The 14,971-nt window shown below is 38.7% G+C and carries 11 protein-coding genes and 1 pseudogene; 7 read left to right on the forward strand and 5 right to left on the reverse strand.

The genetic code is table 11. The annotated features are described in order from the left end of the window. Nucleotides 1–76: 76 nt before the first annotated feature. The 5 genes from Q0791_RS10630 (at nt 77) to Q0791_RS10650 (ending at nt 6,765) form a co-directional block, all read left to right on the forward strand. Nucleotides 77–823, forward strand: a complete 747-nt coding sequence (locus Q0791_RS10630; protein WP_299005878.1) for an HAD-IIA family hydrolase — start codon at nt 77–79, stop codon at nt 821–823. Nucleotides 824–997: 174 nt separating this feature from the next. Continuing rightward, nucleotides 998–2,635, forward strand: a complete 1,638-nt coding sequence (locus Q0791_RS10635) for a M28 family metallopeptidase (RefSeq protein WP_299005881.1) — start codon at nt 998–1,000, stop codon at nt 2,633–2,635. Between the two features lie 398 nt (nt 2,636–3,033). Continuing rightward, nucleotides 3,034–4,698 carry an asparagine synthase B gene (gene asnB / locus Q0791_RS10640; protein ID WP_299005884.1) on the forward strand — a complete coding sequence of 555 codons (1,665 nt, stop codon included), beginning with the start codon at nt 3,034–3,036 and terminating at the stop codon, nt 4,696–4,698. Nucleotides 4,699–4,925: 227 nt separating this feature from the next. Further along, a complete protein-coding gene (locus tag Q0791_RS10645) occupies nt 4,926–5,732 on the forward strand; it encodes a tetratricopeptide repeat protein (RefSeq protein ID WP_299005886.1) in 807 nt (268 codons plus the stop codon). 310 nt (nt 5,733–6,042) lie between these two features. Next, complete coding sequence (locus Q0791_RS10650; protein WP_299005888.1) at nt 6,043–6,765, forward strand: hypothetical protein; 723 nt, start codon at nt 6,043–6,045, stop codon at nt 6,763–6,765. Between the two features lie 294 nt (nt 6,766–7,059). Here Q0791_RS10650 and Q0791_RS10655 read toward each other — a convergent pair whose 3' ends face one another. Both Q0791_RS10655 and Q0791_RS10660 read right to left on the reverse strand, forming a co-directional pair. Beyond that, nucleotides 7,060–7,542 (reverse strand): Sbal_3080 family lipoprotein, encoded by a 483-nt coding sequence (locus Q0791_RS10655; RefSeq protein WP_299005891.1) that lies wholly within the window; start codon nt 7,540–7,542, stop codon nt 7,060–7,062. A gap of 19 nt (nt 7,543–7,561) precedes the next feature. Further along, a pseudogene (locus tag Q0791_RS10660) lies at nt 7,562–7,750 on the reverse strand (DUF1428 family protein); the annotation flags it as partial. Between the two features lie 231 nt (nt 7,751–7,981). Here Q0791_RS10660 and Q0791_RS10665 point away from each other — a divergent pair. Then, entirely contained in the window at nt 7,982–9,028 is a 1,047-nt protein-coding gene (locus tag Q0791_RS10665) for a hypothetical protein (protein ID WP_299005893.1), read from the forward strand. A 626-nt stretch (nt 9,029–9,654) separates the two neighbouring features. Then, nucleotides 9,655–11,550 (forward strand): aryl-sulfate sulfotransferase, encoded by a 1,896-nt coding sequence (locus Q0791_RS10670; RefSeq protein ID WP_299005894.1) that lies wholly within the window; start codon nt 9,655–9,657, stop codon nt 11,548–11,550. A 290-nt stretch (nt 11,551–11,840) separates the two neighbouring features. Here Q0791_RS10670 and Q0791_RS10675 read toward each other — a convergent pair whose 3' ends face one another. The 3 genes from Q0791_RS10675 to Q0791_RS10685 form a co-directional block, all read right to left on the reverse strand. Then, a complete protein-coding gene (locus Q0791_RS10675) occupies nt 11,841–12,200 on the reverse strand; it encodes a hypothetical protein (protein WP_299005897.1) in 360 nt (119 codons plus the stop codon). A 98-nt stretch (nt 12,201–12,298) separates the two neighbouring features. Continuing rightward, a complete protein-coding gene (locus Q0791_RS10680) occupies nt 12,299–12,652 on the reverse strand; it encodes a DUF1428 domain-containing protein (RefSeq protein ID WP_299005899.1) in 354 nt (117 codons plus the stop codon). A gap of 253 nt (nt 12,653–12,905) precedes the next feature. Next, a complete protein-coding gene (locus tag Q0791_RS10685; protein ID WP_299005901.1) occupies nt 12,906–14,126 on the reverse strand; it encodes a PIN-like domain-containing protein in 1,221 nt (406 codons plus the stop codon). Nucleotides 14,127–14,971: the final 845 nt, after the last annotated feature.

The raw sequence follows: 14,971 nt of genomic DNA on the forward strand, positions 1-14,971 counted from the left end.
TCAAAATAAAGTGACTGCCTCTTTCACATGGAAAAAAATGATATACTCGCCAAAAATACTTGACTGGAAAACCTTAATGAAAAATATTATCTGTGACATCGATGGCGTACTCTTACACGACAACAAGCTCATTCCCGGCAGTGATAACTTCATTAAACGCATTTTAGAACAAGGTAATCCACTGCTTTTATTAACTAACTATCCCGTTCAAACGGCAAAAGATCTGCAAAATAGACTCGGCGCTGCAGGTATCAGTATTCCTGAATCTCACTTTTATACCTCAGCCATGGCGACAGCAGACTTTTTAAAACATCAAGACGGTAATAAAGCTTTTGTCATCGGTGAAGGGGCCTTGACCCATGAACTCTATAAAGCCGGTTTTACCCTTACCGATATTAACCCTGACTTTGTTATCGTTGGCGAAACCCGCTCTTACAACTGGGATATGATCCACAAAGCAGCCAAATTCGTCGCCGAAGGCGCACGCTTTATTGCCACCAATCCCGATACCCACGGTCCTTCTTACAGCCCAGCATGTGGCGCCTTATGTGCACCGATAGAAAGGATCAGCGGCCGCAAGCCCTTTTATGTTGGCAAACCTAGCGCATGGATTATTCGTTCAGCCCTTAATCACCTACAAGCGCATTCTGATAACACCATAATCATTGGTGATAATATGCATACCGATATTCTCGCCGGCTTTCAAGCAGGCTTAGAAACCATTTTGGTCACCAGCGGAGTCAGTCAACCTAGTGATATCAGTCAACACCCCTTTAGACCAAATCATATCTTTGATTGCGTGGAAGACATTAACATTGTTTAATATTTTATAAGATATTGTTTTTTATATACTATTGTGGGTAAATGTTGACAGTCACATTCTGTTACAGTCTTCTGTTTCATTGAATCAATATAAAAGGCGCATCATACTCTTAGGTTTTATTTCACATTCGTCATGGTTGTGATAAAAAGAACAAAAAGTTAACAGGAAACAAACATGCGTCTGTTCGTATTGGGATTATTATTGATACAAATTATCGCTTGCAGTCCTAATGAAGCTGTGAGCAAAGCCGTTTTTGATGAATCTGATTTTCGCCAAGATATTAAGATCCTCTCATCCGATAAATTTGAAGGAAGAGCCCCCAATACTCATGGTGAAAAACTCACCTTACAATTTCTTACTCACGCCTTTACAGAGATGGGCCTGAAAAAACCTAATGGTAAAGACTATTTACAAGCCGTTCCCATGATAAGTTATACCGCTTCAAATGACCAAGTGATCCGTTTAGGCGATATGAACCTACGAAGCGGGCAAGACATCATGCTAAATAGTCGGCACGATAAAGAAAGGATTGATATTGAACAAGCCCCCTTAGTGTTTGTTGGCTATGGTATTAATGCCCCCGAATACCATTGGAATGATTACAGAGATCTTGATATGAAAGGCAAAGTCGCCTTAATTTTAGTCAACGATCCCGGCTTCGCTCACCCTAACAGTCCATTATTTGATGGAAAAGCAATGAGCTATTATGGTCGCTGGACCTATAAGTTTGAAGAAGCCAGTCGTCAAGGGGCCCTCGGCGCAATCATCATTCATCAAACCCAACCTGCTGGTTACCCTTGGTCTGTGGTCTCAAACAGCTGGAACGGCCCGCAGCAAGATCTTAGACCCAATAAAAATGACATCAATAATCGTATATTAGTCGAAGGTTGGCTCAACTTTGACAAAGCGAAGCAACTCTTTAAACAAGCAGGTTTACCTTTTCAAAATTTATTAGACAGGGCTTCAGCCAGTGAAATCAGCCTGCCTTTGAATATGACGGCTTCCATTTCATTCAAAAACAAAGTGAATTATTCAAATAGTTACAATGTCATTGCAACACTGCCCGGCACCACTCAAGCTGATGAACATATTATTTTCACAGCCCATTGGGATCATATCGGCACTGACAAACAAAAATCGGGCGATAACATTTATAATGGCGCTGTTGATAATGCCTCAGGCACTGCGGGAATGCTGGCTATAGCAAGAGAATTTGTTCAACTCGTAAAAGACAATGGCCACTTAGCCCGCTCCTTAACCTTTATTGCTACCACAGGTGAAGAACAAGGCTTATTAGGCTCTCGTTACTATGTCGAACATCCCATCTATCCATTATCTCAAACCGTTGCTGTTTTTAATTTAGACAGCACGAATATTTATGGCCCTACCACTGATTATATTATCGTTGGTAAGGGTAAATCTGAACTTGAAGATTATTTGGTAAAAAATGCCTCACTTCAACAGCGTCATGCCATTAGTGAGGCCAAACCTGAAGTCGGCGGCTTTTTCCGCTCAGATCATTTCAGCTTCGTCAAAAAAGGGATCCCAGCGGTTTTTGCAGGAAGCGGCAATCATCCCATCGATGAAGCAACGGCGATAAAAAAAGCGCAAATGAAAAAGAATGTGCAAGGCTGCTATCATAATACCTGTGATGAATATCGTGAAGATTGGGATTTACGGGGTGCCCTTGAGGATCTCAGTATCTATTTTAACGCGGCAAATGAATTAGCCTCAAATAATGATTGGCCTGGTTTCTATAAAGGAACAGAATTTTACTCATTAAGACCCGCACATCCCCCTGTCTCAGATTAAACAACACAAGTGACCGTCCTTTATACATATCTCCGAACGGTCACTTACGCCACGCTACTTACAAATAATAAACATACCAGCAAAACAAATAACCCAATACACAAAAAACACCAAAAATAAAAACAAAAATAGCGACCTAGACTATTATTCAATATTTATTCCCTTCCATTGCAGAACCCATAATCTAGAGTCTTTCAACTCCCCTATTTCATGCTTAATATCAATAAAAAGCCATTAAAAATGAAGATTACATAATTTTAAAAGCAAATAATAAAGATTATTCTCATTAAAAAGCCATTTTTCATGAATAATTCTCGCTTTTAAATTTGAGAAAAAAATCACTTAATGTCACAGTAGACTCAATTCAATACGAGATAGCCCTGCTCAGGAGTTTTACTATGTGTTCTATTTTTGCCATTTTAGATATTCACTCAAATGTGACGGCACTCAGACAAGTTGCCCTAGAAATGTCAAAGTTACTTCGCCATCGCGGACCGGATTGGTCAGGCATTTACAGCAGTGATAAAGCCATACTCGCACACGAACGTTTGGCGATTGTAGATATTGACAACGGTGCCCAACCTTTGATCAGCCAAAATGGTGATCTTATTTTAGCTGTCAATGGTGAAATCTATAACCATCAGGCTCTTAAAGCTGAACTAGGCGATAAATATCAGTATCAAACCCAATCAGACTGTGAGGTGATCTTAGCCCTCTATCAAGAATACGGTGTGGACTTCCTCGATAAACTTAACGGTATTTTTGCTTTTGTTCTCTATGACAAAACAAAAGACAGCTACTTGATTGGTCGTGATCATATGGGCATTATTCCACTCTATACTGGGCGGGATGAAGAGGGACAATTTTATGTCGCCTCAGAAATGAAAGCCTTAATGCCAGTTTGCAAAACAGTCGAAACATTTCAACCTGGCCATTACCTGTACAGCGAACAAAGTAAGCCAGTAAAATATTACCAACGTGATTGGCGTGAATTCTCTGAAGTGGCTGACAACGGCGCCAGCATTGATGAACTACGTGATGCATTAGAAGGCGCGGTAAAACGCCAACTCATGTCAGATGTTCCTTATGGTGTCTTGCTTTCAGGCGGACTTGATTCTTCCGTTATTTCAGCCATTACGCAAACTTTTGCCAAACGCCGTATTGAAAATAACAGTGAGTCCAGTGCTTGGTGGCCCCAGCTACACTCCTTTGCAGTAGGCCTTGAAGGTGCTCCGGATCTTATCGCCGCGAAAAAAGTGGCCGATGCGATTGGTACGATACACCATGAGATGACCTTTACCTTTCAAGATGGATTAGATGCATTAACCGACGTTATTTATCACTTAGAAACCTATGATGTCACAACCATCCGAGCCGCCACCCCTATGTATTTAATGGCGAGAAAGATTAAAGCCATGGGCATTAAAATGGTGTTATCGGGCGAAGGGGCCGACGAGTTATTTGGCGGTTACTTGTATTTCCATAAAGCCCCTAATGCACAGGCATTTCATGAAGAACTGGTCAGAAAACTCGATAAACTGCATTTATATGATTGTTTACGTGCCAATAAAGCCATGGCAGCTTGGGGCTTAGAAGCACGTGTGCCTTTTCTTGATAAAGCGTTTATGGATGTGGCCATGCGCATTAACCCAGAAGCTAAAATGTCAAAAGAGGGCCGAATTGAAAAGCATATTCTACGTGAAGCCTTTGAACATAAATTACCAGAATCCGTTGCTTGGCGTCAAAAAGAGCAATTCAGTGATGGTGTTGGCTACTCATGGATTGATGGACTAAAAGATCATGCTGAAGCACAAGTCAGCGATCAACAATTAGCCAATGCTGCGTTTAAGTTTCCCTATAATACGCCAACAACAAAAGAAGCTTATTTTTACCGTTGCTTCTTTGAAACCCACTTTCCATTGCCCAGTGCCGCAGAGACAGTTCCTGGTGGTAAATCAGTTGCTTGCTCAACACCGGAAGCACTGGCATGGGATGAAAGCTTACAAAATATTGTCGATCCTTCTGGCCGCGCCGTTCAATCCGTTCACGATAAAGCCTATTAGTCACTTAAACATCATAACTGCTATTTATCAATAGCAGTTATGATCCATCAACTCACATCACATCACATCACGATACGGTATTAGGCAATACCTCAATACAATAAAAAAAGAGTATAAGCAATTGTATCAATTACCTATTTACGTAACTTAATCGAAAGAGCTATAGTTAAAAATCATAAGGAAAAGCCCCTAAAAAGGTTAATGACGGCAAGACATTAAGGACATTCATGCGTTTTTATAGCTTATTACTGATCTTATTCATTTTATTAACCCAACATAATGTCTGCATCGCCACCATTAATCCCGCTCATATTCAACAAGGTGACATACTCATTAATAAAAATCACCATCAATGGTACACTGTCCACATCCTTGCTCTAGAAAAAAATGAACAGCAACACAACATAGCCCACAGCATTATTTACCAAGCACAAAAACAAAAACCCACGATAGGAACTTGGACTCGCAACCCTATTGCCAGTCAACATGCTCAAATAGACATCGATGATTTTAAAGAGTGGCAAAAATTAACGCACAAAAAACCAACAATTCGTGATCTAAAAGGTTATATTCATTACCTTAAACACGCCCACTTTGATCGCTATGTGCATTTCACAAAACAAAATAAAGAGAAAATAATCATCACATCCATGGCATTTGATCAAAAAGCCAATAACGAGAAACGGCAAGGTCATGTCAATAACGCGATTAATCTATACAAAAAAGCCATTGAACTTTATCCCAAAAACACCACGGCAATGGAACATTTAGCGTCCTTGTATATGGAAACTGATTTATATGAAGACGCCTTGGTGCTATTTGAATCATCCTTGTACATACATCCTAACAACAGTACAGGGCAATTATTACTCGGCCAATGTCTGATGCACTTAAAACGCTTTTATCAAGCTAAACGGGTTTTTCAAGAGGGTCTTGCTCAATACCCAGAACAAGAAGCCCTTTTCGCTCACTACCATCAATGCGCATGGAAGGAACAAAATAATCAATATACTCCTCGAATAGCAGGTTTGTAACGATTAATAGCAAGGGTGAATGAGCGAATTATTCAATTAAGTGAAGAAAACTTTGATATACCTATCCTTAACGAATTACCGCGCATTTTAAGAAATAATCCTAAACAAAAAGCCGTAATATAAAGCCTAATACAAGCATTTCACCAAACTAACAAATATGCATTAATATTAGCCGCTCTAGTAACAATAGAGATCAAATTACTATTTGAGTCAATTAAATAACTATCTAAAAGTATTATACTTTACCCATTGAGTTTATCTCTAACATTCATGATAATGCGCCCCCTAAATAAACAATCACGTATCATTCATGCCAAAAGCCATTGAACTTATCGATAATCTCATCGCACAAATTACGCAATTTCAAAGCGCAAGCAATACTGTCACCAACTCAGAAGCACAGTCTCACACTCAGCATACAGCTCTTGATCTTCAACGCCGTATTAACGAATGCGAAGGCACTATCGCGTTGACTCACTATGATCCCGTTAGCACTGATATAAACGAAAACAACTTATCACTGGATAATGGCAAGAAGCTAAAAAAAGTCATCGCGTTATATAGTCAATCTGTAGTGGACGAAAACCTCAACCTGAACAGGGACTGTTTAATCACCAGCCAACAAGATGTTCAAAATAAAATGGACATAGTCGATCATGATGCGGGGCGGACAAGTAAAACCAAATGGGTAATACGAGATGGTAACTTATACATCGCTAGCCACGCCCCTTGGCGACAGCTAGAAGACAGCAATGGCACTGAAAAGAAAAAAATCCATCATCTAGAATTTAATATCAACTCCTTCGCCACACTGGAAGAAGATATGACACAAGGCAGTATCTTTTGTGGTGGAGAGCTCAAAGTGAATGCAAATGGTAAAGTCACCTCTTTTAATATTGATTGCAGTTACAGTAAAGAAGGCGGTAAAGGTGAATATAAACAGCAAGCAAAAGAAAATGGCTACGCCAGTTTATTACACTTTAATCAATTAGGTTTACTACCTGATAATTTAGACGAATTAAACATTGGGTAACTTACATTAACGCCTATAGTGGCTATGACCGAACCTTAGTTGTTCGGTCATTATCAAAGTGAACAAAGCACAGAAATGAAGAATGGCTAATGATATGATAACTAGATTCCATTAAAATACCTTCACTCTGTCAAATTGATGACTCATGATTATTCGCAAGCTATAAAATTAACAGTCAGATATGTGGACGCCCCCAAATACAAGAGCAATGCGCCAAACTGATATTCAACATAGCGTTAAATTAGGCGCATCCCTATATTTTGGTTATGTGTATTAGTTTCGACTTGATCTGACTTAATATTCTTCAGATGAATTGGCTATTTTCGTGGCATCTTCAGCACTTATTTGACCAAATAATGCAGCCATCATGAGACGAATGCGTTTCTCGGCATTCCCAAATTTACTGGGATTCATGGTATAAGGCACATGAAAGTCCACTTCACCCACTCTTTGACCTTGCTGATAGGCTTTAATTTCAGCATCCTGTAAATACAACGCAAGATCCCATCTCCAAAGGCCTTCATATTCAAGGGTCAATTGATTCAAGTCATGTTTTGAGCCACTATCAACCACCTTATACACATAGTGATGCTCACTCAACCAATCTTCCATGGTTTGTAAAAAACCTTCACGGGTCTTATCATTCTTAACGATAACCACTTCGGCTTTATTGGTACTGACTTCAATGGGCTTTGCCATATAACCCGGTGAGCCGCAACCAGATAACCCCACTAACAACATAAGGGCAACTAAAAACCGACTACACTTTTCTATCATGGATCTTCCTTGTATATTCCTATTGACATCGATCGGTAATACCGTTTCGATAATAATGGAGCGGAATATTAAAACAATAAAAATCAATTGTATATACCCAATAAAAAACAATTGATTCATTGGCTACTCGTTTTACGGACAGTGGGAATGACGTGATTTCACCTTCGGAAACATCATCTTTCCGAGTTTCTACTATTTTTAAAGCGCCATTTTCTTTAAATTCGGCCCCTCAATAAATATCATACTCATAAATAAAAACATTCACAGACCAAGATAAGAAAAGTCTTAGCAGGAGGTACTCATATCAAAATTTAGTGCGAAGCGTCCATATATATCTTGATTAGGCTCTGTTGCTAACTGTGGGGCTTATTTATTGGACAATTTCATCACTATAACTAGACTTTATATGATGAATAAAGGCAATTATAGGATCTAGGCCATGGATACTGTGAGGTGCGCGGCTTTTACGTGGAATACGGCTAATGTTAATGTACCTAAAGAAGCACCAATAGAGATGGCTGAATATTTAAAGAAGTATTCACCGCATATTTTAATCATTAGCCTTCAAGAAGCCGTTCGGTCTTGGCACCGTGAGTTTGTATCCCAAAGGATCAAAAAAAGAATGGGGCATGACGTTCACTATACGAATGGAGAAAAGAAAACAGTTTCTTATAACCCACTTGTTGAAAAAGAAATGGGCGTGATAACGAAAGCGGATCCTCAAGGGATCTTTGGATACACGCATTTAGCGATATATGTGCGCAGTGATCTGTATGATGTTAACGTCGCATCACGTACCATGCTCTCTATACAATTAAATAAAACGTGCCCCATTGAGCTTATAAAAGAGGGGGAATGCCGTGATGGCCCCAATTGGATTATGAATAAAACCAGAAATAAAGGCGGGTTATATGCACGTTTAAGTATTTTTGGACAGCCATTAGCCGTGATTGGAGCCCATCTTGATTCAAATAAAGAAGAAAATAGAGCGCGAGAAGTTAACCAATTATGTCAAAGTGCTGAAGCCCAAAAAGATTCTCATGAAGAAACGCCATCATTGATCTTTATGGGGGATTTAAATGAGAGGATAACGCCATTTACCAACAATCTAAAGACATTACTTAATGAGTATAAAAAAGAATGTGGTGAGACCTATTTTATTTCTCAAGGTGATCCTCTATCTAGAGGGGAAGTCGACCACTTTAAATATCGAGATATACAATTTGAACAATTAGATCAAATGACTTATGGAGAGTTTTACAGCAAGACTGATCCTAAAAAAGGTCAAATTAAGGGTAACTATAAGTTTAAAGAGAAAAGAGGAGGAAGGCCCGATGCAGGCGCATTAGACAACATAGGAATTAGAGATAACGAAGGCCGTATTAGCTCCATAGCTTTAAAAGTACATCCTCTTATGGATAAAAAAGGTAACTTAATTAGCGATCATAATGGCGTTTCACGCATATTTAAATTTGACTTTAGATAAATACGCCCCTGAAGCAGATACTGTGTAACTACCTTAAAGGACATAATCAATAAAATAGTCAAGGTAATAGTCAAGACTCAACCCGAACATCTATATATTCTTGGTGGTTTTGCTTTTTAAATAGCATTTTCATATCAAAATCAGATAAAAAGTTAATTAAACAATAAAAAAGTACCAGTAAATGCGCTTTCTTGATAAAAAAATATTAATGTCTTGATTAAAATAATGATTAATATCTTGATTAAAATAATGATTAATATTTGATGAATCAACTCACTTCACTTGGAATATTCGCTTTAAAAACAACATAAAAAATCATATAAGATACATTAATAAAACATTTATTTTGCAAAGGTAAAAAAGAAACCACTAGAGTAATAAATTGAAAAACAAGTCAATTACTCACAAATTAAAACTTGACTAAAAATTAAATTAATTTTAATTAAAGTAGTGTCATGATATTCCACACTTAAGCGCACAAGCCCATACTAAACTGACACTTTCAAATACAATAATTTATTTTTCTTTTGGTTATCATGCATTGAAATTAATGCCCTTGATAGATGTAATTCACCACGAAAAACATAAATAACAAATTAAATTTAGATGAAACTATGGTGAATATTATGCATTCAAAAAAAGTAACCAGACTTGCACTTCTTATATCACTCGCCTTAACAAGCGCTAGCACTTATGCGGCTGTTAATGATACCAATCAGCCAATCAATGCCGTTGCCAACGAACAGGCTCAAGTTCTCAACCAAGGCAATGGCCAAGATCAAAACCAAGGCAATGGCCAAGATCAAAATCAAAACAATGGCCAAGACCCAAACCAAAATAATGGCCAAGACTCAAATCAAAACAATGATCAAGACCCAAACCAAGACAATGACCCAGATCAAAACCAAGGCAATAACCCTGATCAAAACCAAGGCAATGACCCAGACTCAAACCAAGGCAATGGCCAAGACCCAAACCAAAATAATGACCCAGACTCAAACCAAGGCAATGACCAAGACCCAAACCAAAATAATGACCCTGATCAAAACCAAGGCAATGGCCAAGACCCAAACCAAGGCAATGGCCAAGACCCAAACCAAGGCAATGACCCAGATCAAAACCAAGGCAATGGCGAAGATCCAAATCAAAATAATGACCCAGATCAAAACCAAGGCAATAAAGATGATAACAATGCCAACACAGGTGACGAAAATAGCGATAAGAGCAGTGACACTAGTAGTTACGTCCTCTATTCTCCACTTTCGTCAACCTCAACCTATTTAGTCGATACCGATAACAATAAAAAATACGAATGGACCAGTGACTACATTCCTGGACAAGTTACTTATTTAGACAGTGAAGGTTACTTGGTTCGTACGGGTTATGATGCGGATAATATCGAAACCAATAATAATTCTTTTTATCAAACTCAGCCTGGTTTCAACTTTGGCGGTGTGGTTCAACGCAGTCATATCGATGCCGATACTGGGGAGACTGTCATTGATTGGACACTTAACTATCAAGATGACTTAGGCGGCGATTATAATGCTGAAATGCCTCACCACGATATTGCCATCATGCCAAATGGTCATATTTTAATGCTAGTCTGGATCAGAATGTCCTATGATGAAGCGGTTCAAGCAGGCCGAAACCCTGATGAAATCAATAAAGACGATGGTATTCTCTCTGAGCGTATCATCGAAGTGGAACAAAATGAAGATGGCAGTTGGAATACAGTTTGGCAATGGAACGCTTGGGATCACTTAGTTCAAAATCAAGATCCTGATCAAAATAACTATACCGATGAAGCCATACTAAATAGCCCTGAGAAACTGGATGTCAATTACATCACCAGTAACACAGATGATATCTTTCATCTTAATAATGTCTACTACATCGAAGACTATGATCAAATCATCGTCTCTTCAAATACCTACAGTGAACTTTGGGTGATCGATCATTCCACCACATCTGCTGAAGCCGCGACCAATGCAGGCGGCAATTCAGGCAAAGGAGGCGATTTACTCTATCGTTGGGGAAATCCAGAGGCCTATGGTTATGAAAATGATACTTATACCTTCTTAAATGGTGTTCATGACGTCAACCTTGTATTGGATAGTAGCGCCAGTAATGGATTTGGTACCTTTGTTATGTACGGCAATAACCGCAATGAAACAAGCAGCCAAGTCATTGAAATAACCCCTCCGATTAACAGTGATGGAAGCTACACACTGGGTGATACTAGCCAAGGTATTGACGATCTTTACGGGCCATTCAGCACAGATCTGACCGCCGACATAGGTTATCAACAAAACAGTGTTGGCTCCGCCGAAAAACTCACTTCAGGTGATTACATTACCTGTGATTGTGGCGGCACAGGCAAGGCCGTCTGGATAGACAGTGACGGTAAGGTCACAGGTGAAATGGATCCCTCTCTCAATACCACAGGTCAAACAGGCCCGGTATTTAGGCTCTACCAATTTGAAGCTGACGACAGTGCGTTTACAGGTATAGAAAAATAACCTGTCAATAAAAAACTAAAATGCAACAGCTCTAATAGAGCTGTTGCAGCACTATCTATCCTGGCTTTGGGTATATGAGAATAGCTTTTGATCTATGGGAATCGTTTTTAGTGCATAAGAATAATTTCTGGTGTATGAGCAAAGTAGGAGCGAAGCACACTGTTATGCCTGTCCTATCTTTGTTTCTATCTCTGTTTAATAGCTTTATTCTCTTTATGTAAAAGCTGTCAGTGAGCGAATAAGTTTATGTTTTGACGTGTTCTAGAAATGACCTACACATTGATTTAATTCTACTCACCTGTCCCCACAAACCCGACCATACGGGATATTAAATCACCTTCCATTTCGGTAAAATATTGACCAAGCTGAACTTGCTGTAAACCGTCCGCTCCCGTACCAGAAAAAGCGACAGTGACACGAGTGACGTTGGAGAGGGTATCGCTTTTAACCACTTTCGCTGACCAACCGAGCGCATTCGCACTAAACATGCCAACATAATGACTTAATGCGTCAATCCCCATTAAGGTTTCAGGGGTACGAGGATCGTCGTAGCGTATGCTCTCTGTTACTGCACTCTTTATTTTAGCAAGTCGAACCTCAGCATTCTCGATTTGCCAAGCATCAAAAAAAGTTGTAATACAATCTGACATATTTGAATCCTCACTTTTAAACGAAATACATAAATGAAACACATCATACCGCGCCCAGCCTTTGAAGGCTGGCTACAGCACCTTGTTATTTATTTGAATTATTCATCTATAAACATATTAAAACCACCATAAATTAAACGCTTACCATCAAAAGGCATAGGGTTGTTATCAGGGTGCATCCTTGGATCGTCCTTCATGGCTTTCCAGCCAAGATCCCGCACCGCTTTAGAAGGCCATGTGACCCAAGAAAAAACAATGGATTCATTAGCTTCTCGTTTCACGGACAATGGGAATGACGTGATTTCACCTTCGGGGACATCATCTTCCCACGTTTCGACTATTTTTAAAGCGCCATTTTCTTTAAATACCGCGGCCGACATTTTTGCGTGTTCAATGTACTTCTCTTTATTTAGGGTAGGTACAGCGGCAACAAATCCATCGACATAATGCATTTCAATCTCCTTAATGATCAATAAAATCTATCCTTAATGAACCATAAAATATAAACCGTCCCTTCAACATGGACTCCCCCATAAAGCCTAGTCAAAGGAGATCAAATCGACTATTAATGATGGCTCTCCATGAATGCAGCCTCTCAATACATACCATAAACAACTGAATTCACATACTAAAATAAGAAAAATCTTGACAATAAACTCATGTTATGACTCAGCAGGAGCGTCCATATATGTCTTGGTTGTTTTTCTAATTATCATCATCTTCACTATTATCGTTTTCATTGAAAAATAAGTCAGAATTTTTTAATTGCTCCCACTCAAAAAAATGAGCCAATGAATTTCTATTTTTTATCCTTCTTTTAAGTTTTTCAATCTCTCCCTCACCCAAATCACCATATTGATACTTTAGCTTTAAATCTTCATATTTATCATACTCTTTTAATGACTCTCGTAACATATTGAAATGTTTCTTTTCTAACTCTTTCTCTAATTGATTAGATTCTAGATGCCGAGTTACACGCCCCAAAGACTGTAAAAACATGGTTGCATCTTCAATAGAGCTATCATGCACAACCAATTTTAAGATTTCCTTCCCACTTTCTAAAAAAGCTGGAGTGTTGTACATGTGGAACATATCTAAATCTGCTTCTCGATATATCTCGCTTTGTAAATTAGCATGCGGCCCAACTTGTTTTTTACCCCGTGACTCCAAGATATACCACCAGTCTTCTTTCGAGTCGTCTGTAACAAAGATAACATTCTTAATGTCTTCACCTTTAGCTTTCTCTATTAATTGTTTCCACAAGATTAAATCCCCATATTGGCGATCGTACTTTAACCCGTTATAAGAAAAGGTGTTGTTCTCAGACTTCGACTTATTAAAATCTTTGTATCCTGGAGGTATTTTGTTCTCGTAACGCTCCTTGCCTTCTTTATATAAATTATTCAACCATTCTTGATCTTTAGGAGGCTGCCCAACTTTCCCTTCAATTACTTCGTTCAATTTGTCTCTAATAGAATCATGAGACCTAACACAAGGTTGCTTATCATCCCAATAAGTAACTGACTTTTTATAAGAAGATATCAATTTCCCGATATCTTTGTGCAGTTTTTCCGTGTTTTCATGGAGCCTTGGAAACCTTCTTTGCAACGCTAACGACTCAAAATCACCTTTGAATATTTTTTCAATCTTATCAAGATTACCATTGATTTTATTAAATATTGCCTTTTCGTCTCTTACTACTTCAAGGCGCCTTCTTTGATACTCCAAGCCTACATGATAAGGAATCCATAACTTATCTCCCAAAGATTCAAGCAACGCGAAGAAATCATCACGTGTCTGCTCAGCATAGCCGTACAAATTAAGTAATACATTTGTGTCGAGGACAAACAGCGTTTCCTCACTTCTCCAAGCTTCTTGAAGTGAATCCTCTTTGGGGTTATAAAACCCCTTAAAACAATCTCTCATATCAGCCTAACTTATTTAAAAATATATTTTTTAAATATCACATACTGAAATAACATAGTTAATTTGATCAACTAGTTAAAAGTGATATCATTTACTCCATATTACCAATAGCCTTTCTAACTAAACCATCACCCAAAAATACTAAAACCATTCCAATCGAGTGTTCTACATCACAATTCTCAGCTAATGAACCAAGCCATACTCTAATCCAACACACTCAATTCGAAGCAATACTCTGCTTTTGATGTTCAACTCAGTACAAACACGGTTGTGTCCGTCCGTGACAGGGTGAGGGTTTATATAATAAAGCGTTTCGAACGATAAATAGGAATATTTATCTGGCTGTTAAACATGGATGTTATTTGTCATCGTCGAGCCCACAAGGCCAAAAATGTTCCCGACATTTTAAGGCATTCCCTGCTATCCATGCAGGTCAGATACTTGCGCTGTGTCACAAGTGTGTTTGCACATAAGCCTGCGGCCAGCAATTTAATGCATTACACCTAGCCTATTAAAACCAAATAATTTAAACCAAGGATATTATTTGCTGTTCATTCTCCTTTGGCCCAGTGTGAGTGGGTACTCACGCTCTTCATTAAGCGAAGCTTCATCTCTTCAATCCTGCTGCAAGCAATTAGCATCAATAAGGGAACAAGTAAACAGGAAAGAAAGTTTAAGTGCGAAACTTAATAAAAAGAGAGATACAACTTACATAGAAAGGTCGACATTGAACTCAAAGGCTCAAGTATGACAAATCAATGTCATACTTATACCCGTGACTGAGGGATCCCCACTTTTCTGGCTCATAAACAATGAATACTGATTGTGAAGTGAGCCAAGTTATA

The organism is uncultured Shewanella sp. (assembly GCF_947495455.1).
In the GTDB taxonomy this organism is placed as follows: Bacteria; Pseudomonadota; Gammaproteobacteria; order Enterobacterales; family Shewanellaceae; genus Shewanella.